The sequence below is a fragment of the Devosia sp. genome (genome assembly GCF_039927955.1).
GTDB lineage: Bacteria > Pseudomonadota > Alphaproteobacteria > Rhizobiales > Devosiaceae > Devosia.
Genome location: NZ_JBDSUA010000024.1, coordinates 1 through 24399, shown reverse-complemented (window position 1 = coordinate 24399; position 24399 = coordinate 1). Strand labels below are relative to the sequence as shown.

Genomic DNA, 24399 nt, shown 5'->3' with positions numbered 1-24399 from the left:
CGTGGCTGATTTCAGGCACGAGGCGAGCCATGGCTGCATTGCTGGTATTTCAGCGGCTGATGAACTGGTTGATGCCCGAGGCACTGGCCGGAGAACTGCATACCCGCAAGCGGGTGCAGATGTTCATCATCAGCCATCTGTTTGGCCCGTTCATCGCTGCGCCGATCCCGATTTTCCTGTGGTTTGCCGATCCGCATCCGTTTCCGCACGTGCTGATCCTGGCCGCTTCGATCTTCGGCTTCTGGCCGTTTCTGGCACTGCTGCGGTTGTTCCCGCGTGCTTATACGCAACTGGCGATGCTGTCGGTGCTCAACCTCAGCTTTTCGGTGCTGTGGGGCTCCTACAATTATGGCGGCACCAGCTCGCCGTTCCTGATGTGGTTTGTGCTGACGCCGCTGCTGGCGTTCATGTATCTGGGCTCGAACTGGACGGCGCGCATCTTCGTGTTTTCGCAGATCGTGCTCGGCCTCGGTGCGTTTTACGGATTTTATCTCGCCGCCAGCTTCCCGGTGCATATCCCGGTGGAGGAGATGGTGGTGGCCGGCGTGCTGTCGGCGCTTGGCTCCAATATCTATGTGTTCATGATGGCGGCATATTACTCCAGCGTGGTTGATAGCCAGTCCGAGTTGATCAAGGAAATCGAGCGGCATCAGGACACGCTCAAGATGCTGACTGACGCCAAGGAAGATGCCGAACGCGCCAATGGCGCCAAGTCGGAATTTTTGGCCAAAATGAGCCATGAACTGCGCACCCCGCTCAATGCGGTGCTGGGCTATTCGGAAATCCTGCTGGAAGATGCCGAACTCGATGGGCGCGGCGAGCAGATCGCCGATCTGCAAAAGATCAGTGCCGCCGGCAAGCATCTGCTGGCGATGGTCAACGACATTCTGGATATTTCCAAGATCGAAGCGGGCAAGATGGCGCTGTATCTGGAAACCGTCGATGTCGACAAGCTGATCGATGAGGTGGACGCCACGGCGCGGCCGCTGGCGTTCAAGAATACCAATACCTTCAATGTGGTGCGCGGCAACGATCTCGGCTCGATCCGGGCCGATGCCACCAAGCTGCGGCAGGCAGTGTTCAATCTGTTGTCCAACGCTGCCAAGTTCACCCAGAACGGGCATATTACGCTGTCAGTTACGCGGGCAGCGCAGGCGGATGGCGACTGGCTCGAGATTACCATCGCCGATACCGGCATTGGCATCTCGGCGGAACAGCAGAAGGCGTTGTTCTCCAATTTTTCTCAGGCCAACTCCAAGATTGCTGCAGTTTATGGCGGGACCGGCCTTGGCTTGTCGCTCAGCCAGAATTTGTGCCGGCTGATGGGTGGAGAAATCCACATCAGCAGCGAGCTAGGCAAGGGATCGCGCTTTGTCATTCGCCTGCCGGTCAAGGTCGAGCAGTTGAGCGAAAGCCCCGTTGCGTCGGTCGTCGCGCGCAGAATGCCCAAGCAGGACGATGAAGAATTCCTGCGCGACGCAGAAGGCGACGCTCAGGAACGGCAGACCGGTATGTCGGGCATGACCGGACATCTGCCCAATCACGACAAGCGCGAGCGCATGCTGGTGGTGGACGACGACCGCAATTTCCTCGAATTGGCGGAGCGTCTGCTGGTCAAGGAGGGCTATACGCCGATCTGTACCGATGCGCCGCAATCGGCGTTGCAGATTGCGCGCACGGTCAGGCCGGCGGCAATCTTCCTCGATATCCTGATGCCGGGCTTTGACGGCTGGGATGTGCTGGCCGCGCTGAAATCCGATCCGAACACGGCCAGCATTCCGGTGTTCATGATTTCGATCCTGTCCGAACGCAGCAAGGCGTTGGCCGCGGGGGCTGATGGCATCGTGATGAAGCCGCTCGATGCCGCCAAAGTCAAAGCTGCTCTGGCGGGGCTGAAGGCCACCCGCAACCCCAAACCGGTGCGTCGCGCCGTCAACCATTAATCGCAAGGAGCAGCTTATGGCGCTGGTTCTGATCGTTGAAGACAATCCCATCAATCGGGACGTGCTGGGTCGCCGGCTGGAACGGCGCGGCTTTTCCATCCGTTTTGCGGTGGATGGGCCGAGCGGTATCGAGGCGGCCAAGTCGATCATGCCCGATGTGATCCTGATGGATATGGGGTTGGGCGAAATGGATGGGTGCGAGGCGACCCGCCGCATCCGCGCCGATCCCGAAACCGCCGGTATTCCGATCATCGCGCTGACGGCAAGCGCGTTTGAGTCCGATCGCACCAATGCGCTCGGTGCTGGTTGCATCGACTTCGATACCAAGCCCGTCGATCTGCCGCGCCTGCTGGGCAAGATGCACCTGGTGCTGGGACTTAAGATGCCGGCAGCGGCGCTGGCGAGCGTGGTCTGATCTAGCGGCCTTTGATTGCCAGTTCGATGTTGAGCGTCTGGCGCATCGCCTGGAAGTTCAGCGGCTTCTGGTGGACGTGGGGCTTGTTGGGCCCCATGGTCTGAGCGGCGCGTTGCGCGGTCCTCAGCGAGCTTTCGTCCTGCCCGGATACGATGATCAACTGACCAGCGTATTTATGGGCGGCCAGCAGGGTAAAGAGCTCAATGGCGTCGATGTGCGGCATGCTCAAATCCATCGCAATAACATCGGGCCTGAGTGCGTTGACCAGATTGATCACGCCGCGCGGATCAGAGGTGGCAAAGGCTTCATGGCCGCAGCGTTCTGCAACCCGGACAATCAGTTCGGCGGACGGCGCATCGTCGTCCACCGCCAGAAGTTTGAGTGTCGTTGCCACGGCTTCCCTCTTAGGCGGCCCTCGTTGCGACGGTGCGGCTGCGGGCAGCGTCAGCATTTTCGCCTTCATGGCCGAGACGATATTCCAGATCAGCGTCATGCATCGCCTTGGCCAGGATCTTGACCACCTGATCGATGTCGGCGCGGTTGTGTGCGGCCATCACCTGGAAGCGGAAACGGGCGCCGCCCTGCGGCACGGCCGGATATTCCACCAGATTGGCAATGCCACCAAGGGCGGCCAGATGGCGCGAGGCAAAGCGGCCCATGGCTTCGGTGCCGATGCGGACCGGCACGATCGGGGACGGATCACCCAGGGTTTCAAGGCCAGCCTTGGCCATCTGGGCGCGCAGATACAGGATATTGTCCATCAGCTTGCGGCGCAGCGCCTTGCCTTCGTCGGAGCGCACGATCTCCAGCGCGGCGAGGATCGTTGCTGCCTGAACCGAGGACAGTGCGTTGGAGAAGGTGTGGGTGGCGCTGTAGTATTTCAGATATTCAGCAGTGGCGCGGTCCTTGACGGCGATGAAGCCGCCATTGGAGGCAAAGGTCTTGGAGAAGCTGCCGATGATGATGTCGGCGGCGTCCATCATGCCCTGCAGGCCGAGATGGCCAAGACCATCTTCACCGATGCTGCCCAGATCATGGGCGCAGTCGACCAGCAGCGAGGCGCCGAATTCGTCGCAGATGGAGCGCATGGCGCCCAGGTCCGGCGTATCGGAATGCATCGAGAACAGGCTCTCGGTGACCACCATGATGCCGTTCTGGGTATCATTGGCGCGGATGCGCTGCAGCTTGCGGGTCAGCGCTTCGAGGTTGAGGTGACCGTGATAGTGGATGTTCTGCGTGGCGGCCTTGGCGCCTTCCTGCAGGCACGAATGTGCCAGCACGTCCATGACAACGTGATCGTTGGGGCGCACGAAACCCTGCACCGAGCCGTAGCCGGCTGCCCAGCCGGTTGGATAGAGCACGATTTCGCGGCCGCCCATGAATGCGGACAGGTCCTGCTCCAGCCGGAGTGAATTTGAGGTATTGCCGAGCAGGGCTGCGGAACCGGCGCTATGGACACCGAATTCCTGGATGGCGTTGATTGCGGCCTGCTTGATGGCGGGGTGGGATGCCAGGCTCAGATAATCCTGGCTGGCAAAATTGATACCCGAAAAATTCTCGCCAGCGTCGCTCCTGGCGTCGCAGCGCGCCTTGGGGGCGGTGGCGGTGGAGCGGGCATAGGGCCACAGGCCGTGTTCGCGGCGCAGGCTCTGCCACTGATAAAAGCCAGCGACACGGCCGATCAGGTCGGAGCCTTCAGGGGCGCGGAAGTCGCGCAGGCTGCCGGCCAATGCTGCTTCGGGGACGGTCGCAACGTGCTTGTTCATGACGCTCTCCAACGTGGTGACCTTTCTGGCCATCCTTGGGAGCGAAAATACTGGTCGACTTTGAAAATCGGCTTAAATGCTTGAGTTTATTTTGTGTAATTGTCCGCAATCGTGGGGATGCTTAATAATTTCCACCCAATCTGTCGCATGCCGTTCATCAAAAGTTCATTGTTCGATTGCGGATTGTCAGGGGCGCGAAAGCACACTCAAAATTAATTGCTATAGGGCACTTTTGCTCCATGAGCGTCAAAATTCCATCCGTTCTCATACGGTTAGCTGCTGCGGTTGATCGGACCTTCGATCGTGCCATTGGCGCGGACGGCATGAAACCGCATTTGCGCAGACGGCTCCTGATGGACCAGTTCCGCTCGATGGAGGCAACATCCGGCGCGGTGCTGGTTGGCATGTTCGTGGTAACCGGGGTGATGACCGCCGTGTGCCGGGGCCAGCCCGAGTTCATGCGCGTGGCGATCTGGGCTGGCCTGTTCTGGGTCATCGGCGGGCTGGCGCTGGGTGCGCTGGCAATTCATCGCCGCAAGAGCGAAGACAGTGTTTCAATCCCGGCCAGCATTGGCCAAGTGCTGGGCTTTACTTTTGTTTGCGCCCTGATGTGGGCCGCAGGCTTTGTGGTAATGCCGGTTGCCTCCGATCCAACGATCCGTAATGCGGCCATGATTGGCATTGGCGGCATGCTGTTCATCGGCATGGTTGCGCTGCTCAGCTATCCGCAGGCGATGCTGCTTTATGTCCTGACCATGGTATCGGGCATTGCGACGAATCTGTTGCGACAGCAGGACGTGCCGGACCTGTGGGCCCGCAGCATGCTGCTGTTTTCAATGCTGGTGGTGATGACCGTCATCTGCCTCCGTCTGGCACGCCTGTTCGTGGCGCAGCGGGCATCCGACGCGCAGGTGCGCGAACGCGGCGAGATCATCGGACTGTTGCTGCGTGAATTCGAGCAGAGCAGTTCCAACTGGATCTGGGGCTTTGACAAGGATGGGCAGATCGACCGGCTGTCGACGGGTTTTACCGCCGCCACCGGCGTTGGCGAGGATGCGTTGCTGGGGGCCGACTTCATCCACTTCCTGCGCTGTATCACCCCGCCCAACGATCCCTTCATGGCACAACTGGAAAGTGACTGCGCCCACCTGCAAACGTTCCAGGATATCGAATTGCGCGTGACGGCCGGCGGGCAGGAATGCTGGTGGAGCATGACCGGCAAGCCGGCCTTTGACCAGGCCGGGGGCTATATCGGCTATATCGGCACCGGCGCCGACATTTCGGAGCGTAAGGTTGCCGAACAGCGGATCACGCTGCTGGCGCACCACGATCCAATGACCGGGTTGATCAACCGCACCAAGTTCACCGACCATCTCAATCATTGCGTGGCCCGGCTGGAGCGTTATGGCGCGCCATTCTCGCTACTGTTTATGGATTTGGACCAGTTCAAATCGATCAATGACAGCCGCGGGCATCTGATCGGGGACCGGCTGCTGATCATGGTAGCAAAACGCATCCAGGCACTGGCGCGCGAGACCGACTACGTGGCGCGACTGGGTGGCGACGAGTTCGCCATTATCCTGCCCAATGATTGCAGCCCGGAAGGCAATGCGACACTGGCGGCGCGGCTGATCGAGGAGGTCAAGAAGCCGTACCAGATCGATGACGACGTGCTCAGCATCGGCATCAGCATCGGCATCGCGATGGCACCGGCAAACGGTACGAGGCCGGACCAGATCCTGCGCAATGCCGATCTGGCACTGTATCGTGCCAAGGCCGATGGCCGTTCGGTTTACCGCTTCTTTGAAAACCAGATGGATTCGGAAGCGCGTGAGCGGCGCATGCTGGAAGTGGAACTGCGCGACGCCCTCAGGAACGACGAGCTGCTGCTGTACTATCAGCCGCTGGTGGCGGCGGACGACAGGCGGCCGGTGGGTTTTGAGGCGCTGATCCGCTGGAACCACCCGATCCGCGGTCTGGTGCCGCCGGCCGAGTTTATTCCGATTGCCGAACGCTCCAGCCTGATCGTCGAGATCGGCGACTGGACCATCGAGCAGGCGTGCCGGACCGCAACGACGTGGCCGGAGGGCATGACCGTGGCGGTCAACGTGTCGGCCAAGCATTTCCGGCTGTCCGATATTGCCATGGTGGTCAAACGGGCGCTGTCGCTCTCCGGACTGGAGCCGCACCGGCTTGAGATCGAGATCACCGAAGGCCTGTTGATGGAAAATCCGGACGAGGTGACGGCCAAGCTGGCGGAGATCCGTGCCTTGGGGGTGACGATTGCCATGGACGATTTCGGCACTGGCTATTCGAGCCTGAGCTATCTGCTGAAGTTTCCGTTCGACAAGATCAAGATCGATCGATCGTTTATCAACGCGTCGACGGACGACCCGGTGGCGCGCGATATTCTCAAGGCCATTGCCTCGCTGGGCAAAACGCTCAAGCTCAAGATCACGGCGGAGGGGGTCGAGACAGCGGAACAGGCCGATTTCCTTTCCGGCATCAACTGCCATCAATTGCAGGGCTATTTCTTTGCCCGGCCGCTCGACAGCATCGACATGCCCCATTACCTCCTAACGCATGTGCCGTCGCGCAGTCTGCAGGTCAAGGCCGAGGCAGAGTCTATCCTGATGGCGCGGCGCGCCCGCTAGTCGGTCAGGCTTCAAACTGGTCTGCTGGCACCACCAGACGATAGCTCACCAGATCATCATCAATAACATAACGGGCGCTACCGCCAACGGAGGCGGGGACGATGCGATCGAGCACCAACCTGCCAAAGTGAGGTGCGGCCGGCGGCTTTAGGTGACCGGCACCGGTTTCCTGCCATTGCACCACCATTTCGGCATTTTGCGGATCCGCCTGGTGGATTTGCGCGTCGATCCAGATGGCGCCTCGCCCCGGTTCGGCCAGGGCGCCATGCATCACCGCGTTGATGGCCAGTTCGTGCATGGCGAGCCCGATATGCATGGCGGCATTGGGAGAAAGCAGCGGGTTGTCGCCGGTGACGCGGATATCGGCAGGGTCCGCCTGGCCGACGCGGGCCATCTGCGCCGAAACCAGCGATTGAAACAAAGTGCCACGCCAATTGCTTTCGGTGACCATGTCCTGAGTGCTGGCCAGCGATTGCAGCCGGCCCCGAAAGCGGACGAGAAAGTCCTCGACACCGCCACTGTTGTGGGCGGTCTGGGCGGCGACACTCTGGACAATCGCCAGCAGGTTCTTGGACCGGTGGCTGACTTCGCGCATCAGGGTTGCGAGCGCCAGCTCGCGGGCCCGCAGATCGGACACGTCGGTGATGATGATGGTGATGCCGACAAAGACATGGGCATCGCGATCAGCGGAGAACCGGGCTTCAAACTGGTGGTTGCGTGCCCCGATCCGCAGTTCGAAATCGATGATCTGGGGAGCGTTACGATCGATGGCCATCTGGCGGGCATCGGCAAATTGGGACGCCACCGCGGATGGCAAGACATCGTCGTCTGAGCGGCCGATCAGGTCGGCTTGTGGCCAATGGGGCGACAGGTTCTCGACGAAATCATAACGACCGTCGAGACCCTGATGCAGCACGGCGACCTGTCGCTCAACGAGGCTGGCACTGAGCGCGCGCTGCACCATGCGTTGATCGATAGTGGACAGAGAGGGCGCCATGGACAAACTTTCTCTGCAGACCGGATCAGGCGCGGCGGATCACGCTCATGACCGGTGAAAGGACGAGAAAGGCCAGAAACAGCAGGAACAAGGTCTGCACGATGCCGACGGAGGCACCAGCGATGCCGCCAAAACCGAGCACGCCGGCAATCAGAGCGATGACGAAAAAGACCACTGCGTAATACAACATCGCACAATCCTTTCCGGTGCTTAAAGGAGCAACGGCGGGCAAAGGCGGCGGTTCCTTTAGCTCAAAAAATAAGGCCCGGTTTCCCGGGCCTTATTTACCGGGCTTATGCCGCCGCTCTTGAACCTTCTTCAAAGAACAGCGCCTGGCTGATCAATGCCTTGACCATGTCTGGATTGAACGGCTTGGTCACCAGGAACGTCGGCTCTGGGCGCTCCCCAGTCAGCAGACGTTCCGGGAAGGCGGTGATGAAGATCACCGGCACCGTATGTTGATTGAGAATGTCGTTGACCGCATCGATGCCGGAACTGCCATCGGCGAGCTGGATATCGGCCAGGATCATGCGTGGATTGGTCTGGTTGAACAACGTGACCGCTTCCTTGTGGGTGCGGGCGACACTGACCACCTTGTGGCCGAGGCTTTCGACCAGTTGCTCGATATCCATGGCAATCAGTGGCTCGTCTTCGATGATCATGATTTCGGTGGCGACCTGGCGGGAGATTTCCATCGAGGCTTCATCGAGCAGGCTCAGGAAGGTCTTGTCCGGCACGCCCAGGATTTCGGCAGCCTGCGAATGGCCGAAGCCTTCCACCGCGACCAGAAGGAACGCCTGGCGGGCGCGTGGCGTCAGGTTGGCAAGATTGTCCGAGGCGCGTTGTTCCCAGGAAAAGTTGGAAATCGGCTCGGGAACGCGAATGCTGGTTGTCGAAAAGATGGTCGAGAACAGCTTGTAAAGCGCTATGCGATCATTCGACGCCTCGGGAAACAAGGAAACGTCGGCAATGAGAGCCTCGAGCACCGCCGCCACATAGGCATCACCAGAAGTCTGGGAGCCGGTGGTGGCACGGGAAAACCGCCGCAAATAGGGCAGGTGCGGGGCAATCCGCATGGACAAAGACATTAGTACACTCCCTATGACGCTTGGTCGTCACGCTCCGAAATCATAAAACGTGACGCTGGCAAAAACGTTCCGCGCAATTGGAACTTTTTTGCAGCCAGTGCATTCTGTCAGCAAATCTGGGCAATCTGGCGGTTTTTACGCGATGGTGAAGGACAAACCTGTGAGTCAGCAACAACGGGCGCGCGTGCAAGCGGGACCGTCCGACGACGGGTTGGGCCCCAATACCGATATCGGTTCGCGTCTGCGCGCGCTATATGGCTCGGTGCAGGACGAAGGCGTGCCGGATCAATTGCTTGATCTGCTTGAAAAACTCGATAGCGCGGAAGCCGCGCAGAAGTCCAACACCGGTGCGCAGAATGGTCAGTGAAGCAACTGACGTGCAGGCTCCGTCGTTCAAGCGCGAAATGCTGGCAACCTTGCCCAGCCTGCGCGCCTTCGCGGTGTCGCTGACCGGCAAGCATGACAAGGCCGACGATCTGGTGCAGGACACTGTGATGAAGGCCTGGGCCAAGCAGACGAGCTTCGAAATGGGCACCAATATCAAGGCCTGGCTATTTACCATTTTGCGCAACGAGTTCTATAGCCAGATGCGCAAGCGGGGCCGCGAAGTGCAGGACAGCGACGGGGCGTTCACCGAGCGTTTGTCGGTCCACCCGCCGCAGTATGGCGCGATGGACATGATCGACTTCAAGGCGGCATTGTCCAAGTTACCGGATGATCAGCGCGAAGCGGTTATCCTGATCGGCGCTTCAGGGTTTTCTTACGAAGACGCCGCCGCGATCTGTAACTGCGCGGTCGGGACGATGAAAAGCCGGGTGAGCCGGGCACGCATCCGCTTGCAGGATTTGCTCAAGGTGAGTGGCGAAGCCGATTACGGCCCGGATGCGGTTTCAACGCAGGTGACGACGCAAACTCTGTCCATCGGCCAGGGACGGTAATCCGTAATCGCTTCCGGCTGCATTGCCCGTGGCCGCAAAATGGCCACGCCACAGTGGCATTCGTCATTATTGCGGTTTGATCACGATAGCATCCGATAGATCGTGCCATACTCATCGCAGCAACATGGCAGACTGACACTATGACGGATGCGGTTGCACCCATTGAAGTCGAAAGCGTCGCTGACCGGCTGGTCTGGCGACGCATCGTTGTGTTCATCAGCCTGGCGCTGGTGTTTCTGGCTGCGGCTGCCGCGTTTTTTCTGGCGCAGGGCGTCGATCAACAGATGCAGGACGTGGTGCGCACCTATGATCTGCGCAGGGCGGCGCGCGAGTTGACCATCGCGTTGGTGGATGCCGAAAGCGGCCAGCGCGGTTATCTGCTCACCGACGACAATGCCTATCTGCCGCCCTATTACCACACCCTGACCATCATAGATCAGGATATGGCGGTGCTGGGGCAATTGACCCTCGGCAATGCCGAACAGACTACGCGGCTGGATAGCATCAGCGAGGCGGTCAAGCGCAAGCTGTCAGAAATGTCCTCCACCATCGCGCTGGTGCGGGACGGGCATAGCGATCTGGCCAAATCAGTGGTCAAAGCCGGCGAAGGCACGGAGTTGATGTCCAATTTGCGGACCACGCTCGATGAATTCGTTGCGCAGGAAGATCAACGATTGCTGGAGCGCAACCAGAGCATCGCAGCGACGCGGCTAATGCTGGTTGTTGCCATACTGGTGGCGCTGGCCAGCGCGGTGGTGCTGACCTACGTCTTGTTCAATCGTACGCAGCGGCAGGTGTCGGCAATGGCGCGCAGTCAGGACGCCCTGTTCGGCCAGCGTGATGCCCTGACACAGCGGGTGCAGGAGCGGACGGCCGAACTTGAACAGTCGCAGGCCCATGCGTTGCGGGAGCGCGAACGCGTCGAAACGCTGCTCATGGAAGCCAACCATCGCATCGGCAATTCGCTCGCGACGGTGTCCTCGCTGCTCGGGCTGCAAATGATGCGTACCAGGTCGCCGGAAATCAAGGAGGCCCTGGAGGCGGCGCGACAGCGCGTGCATGCCATTGCCTCGGCACATCGCCGGCTGCGGCTGGGTGATGATCTTGAAACCACCGATGCGGCCGAGTTCTTGTCGGCGGTGCTCGATGATCTGCAGGGCAATTATTCGAACATCGAAGCTGTCCAGTTTACCCGGGCGCTGGAGCCGATCTCGATTTATGCGCGCGATGCGACCACGCTGGGCATCCTGGTCAGCGAGTTGGTGACCAATTCGCTCAAGCATGCGTTTCCCGAGGGGCGCAGCGGCACGATTGCGGTCCGGCTGTTCCGCGATCCGGTCGGGGTCGCCACGCTCGAAGTCAGCGATGACGGCCAGGGTGTGTCAGATGAGGCCTTGTTGAGCGAAGGCGGGCTTGGCTCGGTTATCGTCAAGCAACTGGCGCAGCAGTTCGGTGGCAAGCCGGTTTATGCCGTCGCGGACCAGGGCGGCCTGCAGGTGACCGTCGCGGTGCCCAAAATCGAACAACCGGCCAGCCGGATCAGTGCAACCCTTTGAGCTTTGCGCCGTTGCGTGAAGATAAGGTCGTATTCCACGCGACGATCGCCGGACCGATGGAGTTGCCTTGTGCGGTATGTGGCCGTTCTGAACAGCCATGGCGGAACTTTACGCACCATGGATCTCGAGGCTTTTGGCGCGCGTGCGGTGGAGATATTCACCCGACACGGCCATCAACTTGAATGCCGGGTTGTCGCCGGTGGCGACATTGCGCAGGCATTGCTGGATGCGGCCAACTCGCCGGGCGTTGAAGCGATCCTGGCGGGTGGTGGCGATGGCACGATTTCGTCGGCCGCAGATGTGGCCTTCCGCAAGAAACTGCCATTGGCGGTGCTGCCGGCAGGCACGATGAACCTGTTTGCCCGCGCCCTGAAGCTACCCCTCGATCTCGAACAGGCGCTGGAGGCGCTGGCGGGGGGCGAGGTCACCGGTATTGACATCGCGACGGCCAATGGCCGGCCGTTCGTGCATCAGTTCGGCGTTGGCGTGCATGCGAGGCTCGTGCGGATTCGCGAGACCATCACCTATCGCAGCCGCTTGGGTAAAATGTTTGCCAGCCTGCGCGCCATTGTCTCCACCATTATCCGGCCGCCGGACTTCGCGGTGGAAATCCACACCCGGCGCGGCCGGGAACAGCGGCGGGCCTCGGGCATCGCCATTTCCAACAATCCGATTGGCGAAGGCCATATCCCGTACGCCAATGCGCTCGATGGCGGGGTGCTGGGCGTCTATGTCGCGGCGCCGATGTCGGCATGGGCGCTGGCCAGGCTGGCATTCGATGTGTTCCGCGGCCATTGGCGCGATAGCCCGATGGTGTGGGAGAGCGAATTGCAGGAGCTGCTGCTGCGGTTTCCGAAGCGCAAGCATAATGCGCAGGCGGTGGTCGATGGTGAATTGATCGATCTGGCGCGCGAAGTGGTGTTGCGGGTGCATCCGGGCGCGCTGCTGGTGGTCGTGCCAAAATCGGAGACGCCCGTCGCTGTTGCCGCATAGAAGTAAAATAGTCAGGCGGGCTTGCAACCATTGGTCAGGCAGCGCGTTTGCAGCCTGATGTTGCGGTGGATTTTTGCTGGACGAATTGCGTCAGGAAGACAGAGTGATTGAGTCAGCAAAGCCACTTTCGGATGCGGTGCGCCAGGCACTCGCCGATCCGTCCAGGCTTGAAGTCCTTGAGGCGCTTGAGGTTATCGAAGGCCAGCCCGACCCGGATTTTGACAGGCTGACGCGGATTGCCGCACGATTATTCGGCGCCGAGTTTTCGCTGGTCACATTGCTCGACCAAGAAACGCAGCGCTTCAAATCCTGCTTTGGCATCGACGCGCTGAACGGCACCTCGGTCGACATATCGTTTTGTGCCCATACTATCGCGGCGGTCGATCGCGACCATCTGATCATTCCCGATATGCTGGCTGACCCACAATTTGCCGACAATCCATTTGTCACTGGCTGGCCGGGCGCGCGGTTTTATGCCGGGGCGCCGATCGTGGTACATGGCCAGCGGCTCGGTACGCTGTGCGTGCTTGGAACCACGCCGCGTGCTGAAGTCGATCCACAGCTGGTGGCACAGCTGATCGATCTGGCCGATGTTGCTTCCACGCTGTTTTCGCTGAAGCAAGAGGCTCGCGTGCGGGCCCGCACGTCGGCGGCACTGATCCGGGAGGAATGGCGCCATGCCTTGACGCTGGAGGCGGGCAAGGTCGGCAGTTGGGTCTGGGATGTCAAAAGCGGCGATGTCGGCTGCAATGATACGTTCCGTCGCATGCATGAACTGCCCGAGCGTGGCGGTATCCAGATCGAGCAACTGGTCGATGCTATTCTTCCCGGGGACCGCGCGGGAATGCAGGCAGCGTTTGATGCCGCTTTTGAAGGGGGCATCGACTTCAACGTGGAAGTGCGCGCCCGGCAAAGCGGCAACTGGCTGGTGATGCGGGGGCGGGTCTATCAACGCGATGCCTATGGCAATCCGCTGGTGGTGATGGGCGCCAGCTTTGACATTACCGAAAGCAAGGTGAGCGCCGAGCAGACGCGGCTGCTGTTGCGCGAGTTGAATCATCGGGTAAAAAATACGCTGGCGATGATCCAGTCGGTGGCGCGACAGACCATCCGGCAAAATCCGGACCCGCGCGATTTTATCGAGGCCTTTTCGGGTCGCCTTCGGACGATTTCGGATGCGCATGTGCTGCTGGCGGATCGCGACTGGGCCGGGGTGCATCTTTATGAAGTCATTGGTGCCCAGCTCGGTCCCAATTTCATCACCAGTCCTGACCGGGTCGAAGCCTCTGGCCGTGATGTATTCTTGCCAGCCGACCACGCGCTTGGGCTGGGGCTGATCCTGCATGAATTGACCACCAACGCCCATAAGTATGGCGCATGGTCAGACGCGGCCGGGATCGTGGCGATCGATTGGGATGTTGTGGAGAGCCCATCGCACGGGCTGCTGCTCAACTGGTCAGAGCGCAACGGACCGGCGGTTCAACCGCCGATCGACAACGGCCTGGGTGTGCGGCTGATTGAACGGAGCCTCGCCAAAGTGCTCGATAGCAGCGTTCAGCTCAACTTTGCTCCGGATGGGGTGACGGCGCGGGTTTGGATGCCGCTGCCGCCCACCAGTGTAGCGCTCTAGCGCGGGCTAGACATCGTCGTCGTCCGAATGACCAGCGCCGCCCAGTATGAAAAACGCGGCCACCGCAGCGAGCGGCAGGCCGATATTGCGCAGGAGCGGCGATTTCAACAGGATCGGCAGCACCGAAATCGCTGCTGTTGAGATCAACGCCGTGGTCTCGCTTGAGCGGCGACGTTCGGCCTCTTTCTGCTGGCGCGTCCCGGCGCCGATCTGGGCGAACAGATAGACTGCCACAGCGGTGACCAATGCGCCGGCGCCGATATAGAGCGCGGCAAAAATTGGTCCCACTGCCGTGGTAAGCGCCAGATACCCGGCAACCAGCAGGAAGCTCAGCGCGATCAGCCCAAACAAGGCGACGATGGCGTTGACCGCCACTGTGCGCTTGAGCTTTTCAGTCATTGCATCAACCTGGATGCCCATCAGCCCGGCAAGGGCCGCCAACAGGTTCATGGATTAAAGCCGCGAAAACAGGGCCAGAAGGAAACCGATGCCAACGGCGCTGGCAACAGCGGTCAGCGGCTTTTCGCGGATGGTATCCTTGATCTGTTTTTCGACCTGACCGGCCTGGTCCTGCACATCGGCGACGACATGCTGGCCCTGGGCGCGCAGGTTACGATACTCGCTCTTGGCGGTATCGCGGGCTTCGTTGACCTTGTCACCGCTGATGCGGGCAAGGGTTGCGGCAATGCCCTTCAGATCGCTCTGGAGCTGGCTGATCTGGTCTTCCAGATGCTTTTCGCGCACCGATGCTGTTGCAGCACGAGGAGCGCCATTGACTTTGCGGCGGGTGGGGGCGAGGTCGGTTGTATTGGCCATGTTGAAACGCTCCTTGAAAAGTTATCGAATAAACGCACGACGAGCCGAGGGGTTCCGGCGCTGCACTATGATTGGTGTCCTGGAAAAGGCCACCCCGGCACGATTGAACGTGCCGGGGTGAAAGGTGCGGGTCCAGGTGGGGCGACCTGAAAACCCGCGAGGCACATCGCCGTTTTGCGACGATCGGCAGGGAGCCGGACGTGCCTATTGGTATGACTAGACCCGGCCCAGAAGGACCAGAATGAGCACCACGACCAGAATTGTGCCGACAATGCCGGACGGAAAGTAACCAAAGCCGCGGGAATAACCCCAGCTTGGCAGGGCGCCGATCAGCAGCAGGATCAGCACGATGATGAGAATGGTACCGAGGGTCATGTGACGCTTCCTTGGGTTGACGCTAGAGGATGGTCAGCAACAAAACGGTGGCGATTGCCAAAAGGATCGTGGCTGGCAACACGGCCTTGAGGACATCGCCGTAATGGGTGCGCCCATCATAGCCGTCGGTGGACCACGCCATCGCGGTGCGACCGGCGTCTTCAAGGGCTCGAATTTCTGCCTGGCTCATGTGCTTCCTCCCGATCACTTCTGCCGTGAGGCAAAAGTCAGATTTGGCGGCGCCGTGTTGCGCTTGCCAAATCAACGGGTGGAACCGGATTTTGGTTCCACCGCGCTGTCGAGATATGGTTTGGTCTATTCGACCCGGAGCACGTCAACCGACTGGCTGGTCTCGTGTTTGCCGCTGGTCTTGAGCACGCCGACGATGGGCGAGATGTCGGCATAATCGCGGCCATGGCCGATGGAGATGTGGTCTGCACCGGCAATCATGGCATTGGTGGGATCGAACTCGATCCATCCCGCATGCTGCCCGCACCAGACCCGCACCCAGGCGTGCATCGCATCGGCGCCCTCGAGGCGCGGTTTGCCCGGCGGTGGATTGGTGCGCAGGAAGCCCGAGACATAGCCGGCGGGGATGCCGAGGCCGCGCAGACCGGCAATCATGATATGGGCGAAGTCCTGGCAGACGCCTTTCTTGAGCGCAAAGGCCTCATTGGGGCTGGTCTGCACGTCGGTGGCCTTGGGGTCGTAGTCAAAATCGCGGTTGATGGCGAGGCATAACGCCATGGCCATGGACAACACCGAATGACTGCCATGGATGGACTTGCGGGCATAGGCGGTGATTTCGCCATCGGGCCGCACGCGCTGTGACGCCGCGAGAAAGTGATGCGGGCTTTCCGGCTGCACCGACCACAGCCGGGCGATATCGGCCTTGAGACCATCCAGCGTTGGGGACAGATCGGCAGGCGCATGGATGTCTTCGACCATTACCCGCGCGGCGAGACGGACATCGAAATGGTCGTGGGCATTGTTGTAGGAAATGGTGGTGACGGAATTGCCGAAGAAATCGTGGAAGTTGGTTTCCCGGTCCGGCTTTGGATCGCAGGTCACCGCGGCGGCAATAACGCGCTGCACATTGAGAATGGAGATCGGCGCGACGCGGATCAGGTGACGGCCGCCCTGTGCGGGGGAGTCATAATCGTAATGCAGGTGGAGGCGGATATCGTAGAGCATGGGCGCTACACGAAATAGGCCGCCGCCACGAGGGCAGCGAGCATGCCGATATCGGCCGCCAGGGTTTCGAGGCGTTCGGGCGTCATGTCCTTGGGCTCGGCAATCATCAGATCGGTGTGCAATTGCAGCGCCGCCTTGGCGGCAGGGGACAGTTGACCATCATCGATGCCGCCGGGCAGCACCTCGATCTGCTGGCGCAGTTCGGCAAGCTGGAAGATCACGGAGCGCGGGTTGAGCGGATCCAGCACGAGCAGATCCACCGAGCTTTGCGTGCCGGCGCTGACCGAATAGCGGCGGCGATGCGACATGACGCTGTCGCCGATTTCGAGCAGCATTTCGAGTGAGCCATCCGGCGCGTCCTTGTCGGTGAGCCAGGCGGTGATACGGGCGATCTGGATGCCGCGTTCGAGGCGCCGGCCGAGTTCGAGGAAACGCCAGCCGGCGAAGCGATACATGTTTTCATGCACGAGGCCGGAAAAGCCGGCCAGCTTGCGCAGGATCACCGTCATGGCGCGGGTGGCGTCATCGCCCGGTTGGACACGGGTGGCAAAGCGCCGGGCAGATTTTTGCAGGTCGTTGAGCGCCAGCCAGCCATCAGGCGAGAAGCGGTCGCGGATCTGGCTGGCGCTGTGTACGGCGCTGTCGATGGCGGCTAAAAGGCCCTCAGGGAGGGCGGTTTCGGCATCGACATCGATGGTTTCGAGATAGTCGCGGGTGTGCTGCAGAATGGGCAGGTCGGATTTGCTGAGTTCGGCCAGGCGTGCGTTGTAGGCGCGCAGGATACGCACCGTGGCTTCGCAGCGTTCGGCGTAGCGCCCGAGCCAGATCAGATTGTCGGCAGCGCGGCTGGGCAGGCTGCCGGGTGAGTTGCGCACCAGCTTTTCGCCATCGCGCGGCAATAGCGATACGCGCTCGACCGGCTTGGAACTGACCACCCAGACGTCGGCGGCCTGGCCGCCGCGCTGCATGGCGATGGCGGCGGTATCGGAAGTCGAGCCGATGCGGGCGAAGCCGCCGGGCATGATGGTCCAGCCCTTGTCGGTGCGGGCGGCAAACACCCGCAGGGTGATCGGGCGCGGTTGCAACCTGCCATCCACATAAACCGGCGCCGTCGACAGTTGCACCGGTTCCTGTCCGACATAATCGGCACCACCATTGGCAATGCGTTCCAGCAGTGCGGCCTTTTGCTCGGACGAAATCGTCGAGCCGAGCGCCGTGCCGCGCTGGTCGTCAAACGGCAGGTTGGTGGCGAAGGCGGGACCGATCATCAGGTTGTCGAAATTCTTGATGACGTGCTCGCGTTCCGAGCCCTGGCCGCACCACCAGGTGGCGATTTCGGGCAGGTCGAGCGGCTTGCCGAGCAGGGACTGGGCCAGGCGCGGCATGAAGGCTGCGAGCGCGCGGGTTTCAAGAATCCCGGTGCCCAGAGCATTGATCATCGAGATCGAACCGTGGCGCAGCGCATCGACCATGCCGGGCGTGCCGATGCGGCTATCGTAGCGCAGTTCCAGCGGATCAACGAACGAGGCGTCCATGCGGCGCCAGAGCACGCTGACCGGCTTGAGGCCAGCAACGGTGCGCACCATGACCTGACCATCTTCGACGATAAGGTCCTCGCCCTCAAGCAGCATGAAGCCGAGATAGCGGGCGATATAGGCGTGTTCGAAATAGGTTTCGTTGTGCTGACCCGGGGTCAGGATGCCGACCCGCCCGCCGTCCTTGCGGGCCTGGGCAAACAGGGTGTCGCGGAAGCCTCGGAAGAACCCGGCGAGCCGGTGGATATTCATGGTGCCGTAGATATCGGACAGCGCCCGCGTGGTGGCGACGCGGTTTTCCAGCGCAAAGCCGGCGCCCGAAGGGGCCTGGGTGCGGTCGCCCAAAACCCACCAGGCGCCATTGGGGCCACGGCCGAGTTCAAACGCACAAAAATGCAGGTAGTGCCCACTGGTGGGTTTGATGCCGACCATGGGGCGCAGGAATTCGCTGTTGCGCGCTACCAGCTCGGGCGGCAGCAGGCCGCGCTGCACCAGGGTGTTGTCGCCATAGATGTCGGCGACCACGGTTTCGAGCAGTTCGGCGCGCTGTACCAGCCCGTGGCTGATCAGCGCCCATTCGGCCTCATCGATCAGCAGCGGAATATGGGCCAGCGGCCAGGCGCGTTCCTTGCCCTCGGCGCCATCGTATTTGCGATAGAACACGCCGGCATCGCGCAGATATTGATCGGCGCGTTCGAAGCGGGCGGCCAGCTCGGTCGGGCCGAGCGCATCAAAGGCCGACATCAGCGTCGACCAGCCGGGGCGGATATTGCCGGCCGAATCGATCATTTCGTCGGGCACGCCGGGCTTGAGCACGTAGTCGGCGATCAGGCTTCTGGTGAGTTGGGTGCTGCCAGGCCGCTCCTTGCGCATGTCCATTAGCTAAAGTCCCCGCTGAACTGCGCGAGGCAGTGCGGGGGCTTTATCCCTTTGGTGGGCCATGGCTATTGGCAAAAGTGCGGTCTTTCTGTTCCGTCTAGGTGAAGCTGGCGGCGCGGCGCAGGTCAAGCGTCAGCGGGAACTCGTCGGCAGGCTTTTCTTCCACCAGCCGGAAGCGGCCGCCGGTGTAGTTCTGTGGTTCAAACCGTGCGAGACGCCGGGCCTCGGCTTCATTGCCGTTGATCGGGAAGGTGTCGTAGCTGCGGCCGCCCGGATGGGCGACGTGATAGACGCAGCCGCCGACCGGACGCTTGGACCAGGTGTCGTAAATATCGAACACCAGCGGGGTATTGACGGGCAGGCGCGGATGCAGGCCGGAAGCTGGTTGCCAGGCCTTGTAGCGGACGCCGGCGACGGCAGTTCCAGCAGCATCGGTGCGGCGCAGCGGGACGGGGCGCTGGTTGCAGGTGACGATATAGCGCTCGGTGTTGATGCCCTGCAGCTTGACCTGCAGGCGTTCAACGGAGCTATCGACAAAGCGCACGGTACCGCCGATGGCGCCTTGCTCGCCCATGACGTGCCAAGGCTCCAGCGCCTGGCGCAGTTCGAGGCGGACCCCCTCGTATTCGACTTCACCGCAGAACGGGAAACGGAATTCGAGCAAGGCTTCGAACCAGGCCGGATCGACAGCGAATTTGTTGGCCTTGAGGTCCGCCAGCACATCAAGGAAATCCTGCCAGACATAGTGTGGCAGCATGAACCGGTCATGCAGCGTGGTGCCCCAGCGGGTGAATTTGCCATCGATGGGCTTGGCCCAATAGCGGGCAATGAGCGCGCGGATCAGCACCTGCTGGGCCAGCGACATGCGGGCATTGGGCGGCATTTCAAAGCCGCGGAATTCCACCAGACCAAGGCGGCCGGTGGGCCCATCGGGTGAAAACAGCTTGTCGATGCAGATCTCGGAGCGATGGGTGTTGCCGGTGACGTCGGTCAGCAGATTGCGGAACAGCCGGTCGGTGAGCCAGGGCGAGGGCATATCGCCTTCACCGGGTTTTGGCACCTGAGCGATGGCGATTTCAAGCTCGTACAGGCTGTCGTGGCGGGCTTCGTCGAAGCGTGGCGCCTGGCTGGTTGGCCCGATGAACAGGCCCGAGAACAGATAGGACATCGCCGGGTGGCGCTGCCAGTGCAGCACCAGCGACTTGAGCAGGTCTGGGCGGCGCAGGAACGGGCTGTCATTGGGCGTAGCGCCGCCAACAACGACGTGGTTGCCACCGCCCGTGCCGGTGTGGCGGCCGTCAATCATGAACTTGTCAGCGCCGAGGCGTGAATTGCGCGCCTCTTCATAGATCGCCGTGGTGGTGGCGACGCAATCATCCCAGTTATAGGCCGGGTGGATATTGACCTCGATGACACCTGGATCTGGCGCGACGCGGATGACGTTGAGACGCGGATCGCTGGGTGGCGCATAGCCTTCCAGATGCACCGGCAGGCCAACGGCCTTGGCGGCCGCTTCGGTGGCGGCGACCAGTTCGAGATAGTCTTCGAGCTTTTCGACCGGCGGCAGGAACACGCAAAGACGGTGATCGCGCACTTCACAGGTCACGGCGGTGCGGACCTGGCCTTCGATTTCGCTGATTTCCTGCTCGGTGCGATCCTGTTGCTCGCTGGCAGCTGTAAAAGCCGCGGCGGTCTGGGCGCGTGGATCGGCCTGGACACCTTCGCTCTTGCCGGCCAGCAGCTTTTCCGGATCGGGCAGGGTGCCCCGCGCTTCCCCGGGGTCCTGCGGCACGATATGAGGATAGTCAGTGGCCTTGAGGTGCTTGAGCGAGGACAATGGCAGGCGATAACCGGCCGGGCTATCGCCAGGGGCAAGGAACAGCTTGCCGCGCCGGGTTTTCCACTTTTCGGTCAACCACGGGCTCGACGCCTGGGCGTTCCAGCGCTGCACTGGCAGCACGTAGCCGGTGGGATTGGTCAGGCCGCGCGCGAACACCTTGGCGATGCGTGAACGAGCTTCGGGGTCGGCCAGTTCGGAATTGGCCGGATCGACATTTTCCGGCAGATTGGCTTCCTTGAGCAGCCATTCTCCCGGATCCTCGTAGGCTTCGTCGATGGTTTCGCCGGTGAGGCCGAGATTGGCCGCAAAAGCGTCGAGGAATTTGCGCGCATCCAAATGGGTGGCGGCGGTTTTGATGCCTTCGCGGGCGACGAGATTTTCGTCCTTCCACACCGGCTTGCCATCGACGCGCCAGTAGAGCGAGAAGGTCCAGCGCGGCAGGCTTTCGCCGGGATACCACTTGCCCTGGCCGTAATGCAGCAGGCCGGTGGGTGCAAAACGGTGGCGCAGCCGGCGGATCAGATCATCGGCCAGGGCGCGCTTGGTCGGACCAACGGCCTCGGTGTTCCATTCGCCAGCTTCGAAATCGTCGATGGAGACAAAGGTCGGCTCGCCCCCCATGGTCAGGCGTACGTCATTGGCCTGCAGCACGGTGTCGATCTTCTTGCCCAGTGCGTTCAGCTCATCCCAGCTTTCGTCCGAGAACGGCTTGGTGATGCGCGGATGTTCTGCAACGCGATCCACCCGCATGTCGAACCCGAATTCGACATTGGCAAAGCTGGCATAGCCGGAAATCGGCGCAGCGTTGCGGTAATGCGGGGTGGCGGCGAGTGGTACATGGCTTTCGCCGGTGAGCAGCCCGGAGGTGGGGTCCAGGCCGATCCAGCCGGCGCCGGGCAGATAAACTTCGCACCAGGCATGCAGATCGGTGAAATCGTGGTCAGTGCCGGCGGGGCCATCGAGCGAGACCAGATCGGGCTTGAGCTGGATCAAATAGCCGGAAACAAAGCGGGCCGCGAGGCCGAGATTGCGCAGGGTCTGCACCAGCAGCCAGCTCGAATCGCGGCAGGAGCCCCTGGCATTGCCCAGCGTTTCCTCGGGCGTCCAGACGCCGGTTTCCATGCGTACGATATAGGCGATGTGCTGCTGGATCGAGGCATTGATGGCAGTGACGAAATTCACCGTGTTCATTGGTGTCTTGTCGATGCCATCAAGGAATTTCTGCAGCAGGGGGCCGACCGGCTCCGGCTGCATGTAGATCGACAGGTCGTCGCGGATTTCTTCGGGATATTGGAACGGCCAGATTTCGGCACGCTCTTCGACGAAGAAGTCGAACGGGTTATAGACGGTCATATCAGCGACCAGATCGACTTCGATCTTGAGTTCGGTCACCGGCTCGGGGAACACGAATCGGGCGAGGTAATTGCCGTACATGTCCTGCTGGATATTGACGAAGTGCTTGGACGGGGAAACCCGTAGCGAGTGGCTCAGAACCTTGGTCTTGCTGTGCGGCGCTGGTTGCAGCCGGATGATCTGGGGCTGCAGAACAACCGGCCTGTCGTACTTATAGTGCGTCAGGTGATAGACGGCGGCTTTGATTGACATACGCTAGCGTCGCTCGCTGTAACGGCCACAAATTTTGACTTCCCGGTAAAGACTTTAGCCGGAGATTTCCGCCAGCGATAGGCGTTGTGGATGCGGGACGGCAATGCGCGCGTATAACCGGCGAATACCCGCCACAGCGTTGAAAAATTTTGGAAACGTTTGCCGTACGTACCTCAAAATTGTCTTGCCGCAAGGAAAGCAAAGAGATAGCGTCGCCGCTGAGCTTGGGAGGGCTCGGACGGCGAACGCCGCCTTTGGGAGAGATTTCCGCAGATCGAAGCTGGATGGTGCGCCTCGACGTATCCCTTTACGTCGGCTCGCCGACCGCTTTGTCACGGCCATCTTATTTCCGTCTTCCCAGGTTCATGACGTCGAAAACCATGGGAGAACTGACGTGACATTTCTGAAAACTTTGACGGCCGCACTGGCCGTTGGCGTCGTTGCGCTGACCGCATCGACCGCTTTTGCGCAGGACAAGGGCCTGATCGGCATCTCGATGCCGGAAAAGACCACGCTGCGCTGGATCAATGACGGCAACGCGCTCAAGGCCGAACTCGAAGCCAAGGGCTACACCGTCGACCTGCAGTACGCAGACGATGATATTCCGAACCAGCTGGCCCAGATCGAAAACATGGTCACCAAGGGCCCCAAGGCCGTGGTGATTGCCGCTGTTGATGGCACCACGCTGTCTGACGTGCTGCAGAAGGCTGCCGATGCAGGCGTCAAGGTGTTTGCCTATGACCGCCTGCTGAACCAGACTCCGAACGTTGACTACTACACCACCTTCGACAATTTCAGCGTTGGCGTGCTGCAGGCAAATTCGCTGCTCAAGGGTCTCGGCTATCCAGAAAAGAAGGGCCCGTTCAACATCGAGCTGTTCGGCGGTTCGCCGGATGATAACAACGCGTTCTTCTTCTATGACGGCGCGATGTCCGTCCTGCAGCCGCTGATCGACAAGGGCGACTTCGTCGTCAAGTCCGGCCAGATGGGCATGGACAAGGATGGTACGCTCCGTTGGGACGGCGCCACCGCGCAGGCTCGCATGGATAACCTGCTTTCAGCATCGTATTCGGATGGCGGCCGCGTTGATGCGGTTCTCGCACCAAACGACAACCTGGCACTGGGCATCATCTCGTCGCTGCGCGGCGTTGGTTACGGCTCGGCCGATCAGCCTTGGCCGATCATTTCGGGTCAGGACGCTCAGGTTCCCTCGATCAAGTCGATCATTGCCGGCGAACAGTACTCGACCATTTTCAAGGACACCCGCGAACTGGCCAAGACCACCGCTGCTCTGGTTGACACCGTGGTTTCCGGCGGCACCCCAGAAGGTCTCGACACCAAGACCTACAACAACAAGGTCAAGGTTGTTCCTTCGATCCTGCTGACGCCTTATGCGGTCGACAAGTCGAATTACGAACAGCTCGTCATCGGCTCGGGCTACATCAAGGCCGAAGACCTGAAATAAGTCTCTCCTGGAGGACCCTGCGCCGGTGGCGCGGGGTCTTTTTGCCTTTGACCGAGCCTATTTGCGCTGGTCGCGCCCGGCATAGGTGCTCATGGCCGTGCGGATATCGAGTTCGGTATCCTTGAGGTGATGCCGCATGGCATCGGCGGCACCCCGGCCATTGCCCTGCCTGATACAATCCAGAATCCGCTGATGGGCGTCGAGCGTGTGGCGCAGCGTTTGGCCGCGCTGCTGATGGCCGCGTCGGCTGAAGGCAAAGCCTTCGCGCAGCGGAATTGCCATGGCTTCGAACAGATACCCCATGACCCGGTTGCCGCTGGCCAGAGCGATGGCCTCGTGAAAGCCGATATCGAAGCGCTGGAAGGCCAATTCCTGCTCTTCGGAATAGGTGTCCGTATCACCAACGGCCTGGCGCATGCCGTCGAGCGCCTGTTCGATCGCGGTGATGCCGGCGCGGCTGGCGTGTTTGGCCGCCAGCGTTGCCGATTGAACCTCCAGCGACAGCCGGACCTGGAGCAGGTCGAACAGGCCATGGGCATCGTGGCGAATGACGGACGTCAGAAAATCCGTGAAGGCGGACCCGTTTGGTGCGCGTACCACGGCCTTTCGGCCCCTGGCGATCTCCAGCAGACCGCGTCCCTCAAGCATTTTGACAGCTTCCCGGATGGTCAGGCGGCTGACATCGTAGCGCTCCGCGAGCTCCGCTTCGC

22 protein-coding genes are annotated in these 24399 nt (G+C 61.0%); 9 read left to right on the top strand and 13 right to left on the bottom strand.

The genetic code is table 11. From position 1 onward, the window contains the following. Positions 1-29 precede the first annotated feature (29 nt). Together ABIT12_RS06845 and ABIT12_RS06840 are read left to right on the top strand one after the other, a co-directional pair. Entirely contained in the window at positions 30-1943 is a 1914-nt protein-coding gene (locus tag ABIT12_RS06845; protein WP_348042435.1) for an ATP-binding protein, read from the top strand. Positions 1944-1959: 16 nt separating this feature from the next. After that, positions 1960-2358: a response regulator gene (locus ABIT12_RS06840; RefSeq protein WP_348042434.1), complete on the top strand. Its 399-nt coding sequence runs from the start codon at positions 1960-1962 to the stop codon at positions 2356-2358. Between the two features lies 1 nt (position 2359). Here ABIT12_RS06840 and ABIT12_RS06835 read toward each other — a convergent pair whose 3' ends face one another. Next, positions 2360-2809, bottom strand: coding sequence for a response regulator (locus tag ABIT12_RS06835; protein ID WP_348042433.1), 450 nt, complete (start codon positions 2807-2809; stop codon positions 2360-2362). Continuing rightward, positions 2763-4124, bottom strand: a complete 1362-nt coding sequence (locus tag ABIT12_RS06830; RefSeq protein WP_348042432.1) for an aminotransferase class I/II-fold pyridoxal phosphate-dependent enzyme — start codon at positions 4122-4124, stop codon at positions 2763-2765. The genes ABIT12_RS06835 and ABIT12_RS06830 overlap by 47 nt, the downstream gene beginning before the upstream one ends. A gap of 335 nt (positions 4125-4459) precedes the next feature. On the opposite strand from ABIT12_RS06830, the gene ABIT12_RS06825 reads away from it, so the two are divergent. After that, positions 4460-6778, top strand: coding sequence for an EAL domain-containing protein (locus ABIT12_RS06825; protein ID WP_348042431.1), 2319 nt, complete (start codon positions 4460-4462; stop codon positions 6776-6778). A 4-nt stretch (positions 6779-6782) separates the two neighbouring features. Here the strand turns inward: ABIT12_RS06825 and ABIT12_RS06820 are convergent, their stop codons facing one another. The 3 genes from ABIT12_RS06820 to ABIT12_RS06810 all read right to left on the bottom strand — a co-directional run bounded on the left by ABIT12_RS06820 (position 6783) and on the right by ABIT12_RS06810 (position 8863). After that, positions 6783-7775, bottom strand: coding sequence for an HWE histidine kinase domain-containing protein (locus tag ABIT12_RS06820; RefSeq protein WP_348042430.1), 993 nt, complete (start codon positions 7773-7775; stop codon positions 6783-6785). A gap of 25 nt (positions 7776-7800) precedes the next feature. Next, positions 7801-7965 carry a DUF1328 family protein gene (locus tag ABIT12_RS06815; RefSeq protein ID WP_348042429.1) on the bottom strand — a complete coding sequence of 55 codons (165 nt, stop codon included), beginning with the start codon at positions 7963-7965 and terminating at the stop codon, positions 7801-7803. A gap of 103 nt (positions 7966-8068) precedes the next feature. Further along, positions 8069-8863, bottom strand: coding sequence for a response regulator (locus ABIT12_RS06810; RefSeq protein ID WP_348042428.1), 795 nt, complete (start codon positions 8861-8863; stop codon positions 8069-8071). Between the two features lie 160 nt (positions 8864-9023). Between ABIT12_RS06810 and ABIT12_RS06805 the strand changes: the two genes are divergently transcribed. From ABIT12_RS06805 to ABIT12_RS06785, 5 genes are all read left to right on the top strand, one after another. Beyond that, positions 9024-9230: a NepR family anti-sigma factor gene (locus tag ABIT12_RS06805; RefSeq protein WP_348042427.1), complete on the top strand. Its 207-nt coding sequence runs from the start codon at positions 9024-9026 to the stop codon at positions 9228-9230. Next, a complete protein-coding gene (locus ABIT12_RS06800; protein WP_348042426.1) occupies positions 9220-9801 on the top strand; it encodes an RNA polymerase sigma factor in 582 nt (193 codons plus the stop codon). The genes ABIT12_RS06805 and ABIT12_RS06800 overlap by 11 nt, the downstream gene beginning before the upstream one ends. 140 nt (positions 9802-9941) lie before the next feature. Beyond that, entirely contained in the window at positions 9942-11357 is a 1416-nt protein-coding gene (locus tag ABIT12_RS06795) for a CHASE3 domain-containing protein (protein WP_348042425.1), read from the top strand. 69 nt (positions 11358-11426) lie between these two features. Next, on the top strand, positions 11427-12350 hold the full coding sequence (locus ABIT12_RS06790; protein ID WP_348042424.1) for a diacylglycerol kinase family protein: 924 nt from the start codon (positions 11427-11429) through the stop codon (positions 12348-12350). Between the two features lie 103 nt (positions 12351-12453). After that, positions 12454-13980, top strand: a complete 1527-nt coding sequence (locus tag ABIT12_RS06785) for an HWE histidine kinase domain-containing protein (RefSeq protein ID WP_348042423.1) — start codon at positions 12454-12456, stop codon at positions 13978-13980. A gap of 6 nt (positions 13981-13986) precedes the next feature. On the opposite strand, the gene ABIT12_RS06780 is transcribed toward ABIT12_RS06785, so the two are convergent. From ABIT12_RS06780 to ABIT12_RS06750, 7 genes are all read right to left on the bottom strand, one after another. Next, on the bottom strand, positions 13987-14430 hold the full coding sequence (locus ABIT12_RS06780; RefSeq protein ID WP_348042422.1) for a hypothetical protein: 444 nt from the start codon (positions 14428-14430) through the stop codon (positions 13987-13989). Positions 14431-14433: 3 nt separating this feature from the next. Further along, complete coding sequence (locus ABIT12_RS06775) at positions 14434-14796, bottom strand: DNA gyrase subunit B (RefSeq protein ID WP_348042421.1); 363 nt, start codon at positions 14794-14796, stop codon at positions 14434-14436. A 216-nt stretch (positions 14797-15012) separates the two neighbouring features. Next, on the bottom strand, positions 15013-15171 hold the full coding sequence (locus ABIT12_RS06770) for a DUF3309 family protein (RefSeq protein WP_348042420.1): 159 nt from the start codon (positions 15169-15171) through the stop codon (positions 15013-15015). 22 nt (positions 15172-15193) lie between these two features. Further along, complete coding sequence (locus tag ABIT12_RS06765) at positions 15194-15361, bottom strand: hypothetical protein (protein WP_348042419.1); 168 nt, start codon at positions 15359-15361, stop codon at positions 15194-15196. A gap of 125 nt (positions 15362-15486) precedes the next feature. After that, on the bottom strand, positions 15487-16365 hold the full coding sequence (locus ABIT12_RS06760) for a transglutaminase family protein (RefSeq protein ID WP_348042418.1): 879 nt from the start codon (positions 16363-16365) through the stop codon (positions 15487-15489). 5 nt (positions 16366-16370) lie between these two features. Then, positions 16371-18773 (bottom strand): circularly permuted type 2 ATP-grasp protein, encoded by a 2403-nt coding sequence (locus ABIT12_RS06755; RefSeq protein WP_407065598.1) that lies wholly within the window; start codon positions 18771-18773, stop codon positions 16371-16373. Between the two features lie 103 nt (positions 18774-18876). After that, entirely contained in the window at positions 18877-22224 is a 3348-nt protein-coding gene (locus ABIT12_RS06750) for a transglutaminase family protein (RefSeq protein WP_348042416.1), read from the bottom strand. A gap of 394 nt (positions 22225-22618) precedes the next feature. Between ABIT12_RS06750 and chvE the strand changes: the two genes are divergently transcribed. Continuing rightward, a complete protein-coding gene (gene chvE, locus ABIT12_RS06745) occupies positions 22619-23689 on the top strand; it encodes a multiple monosaccharide ABC transporter substrate-binding protein (protein WP_348042415.1) in 1071 nt (356 codons plus the stop codon). A 57-nt stretch (positions 23690-23746) separates the two neighbouring features. Here chvE and ABIT12_RS06740 read toward each other — a convergent pair. Further along, on the bottom strand, positions 23747-24399 hold a 653-nt coding region (locus ABIT12_RS06740; protein ID WP_348042414.1), incomplete at its 5' end, for an FCD domain-containing protein.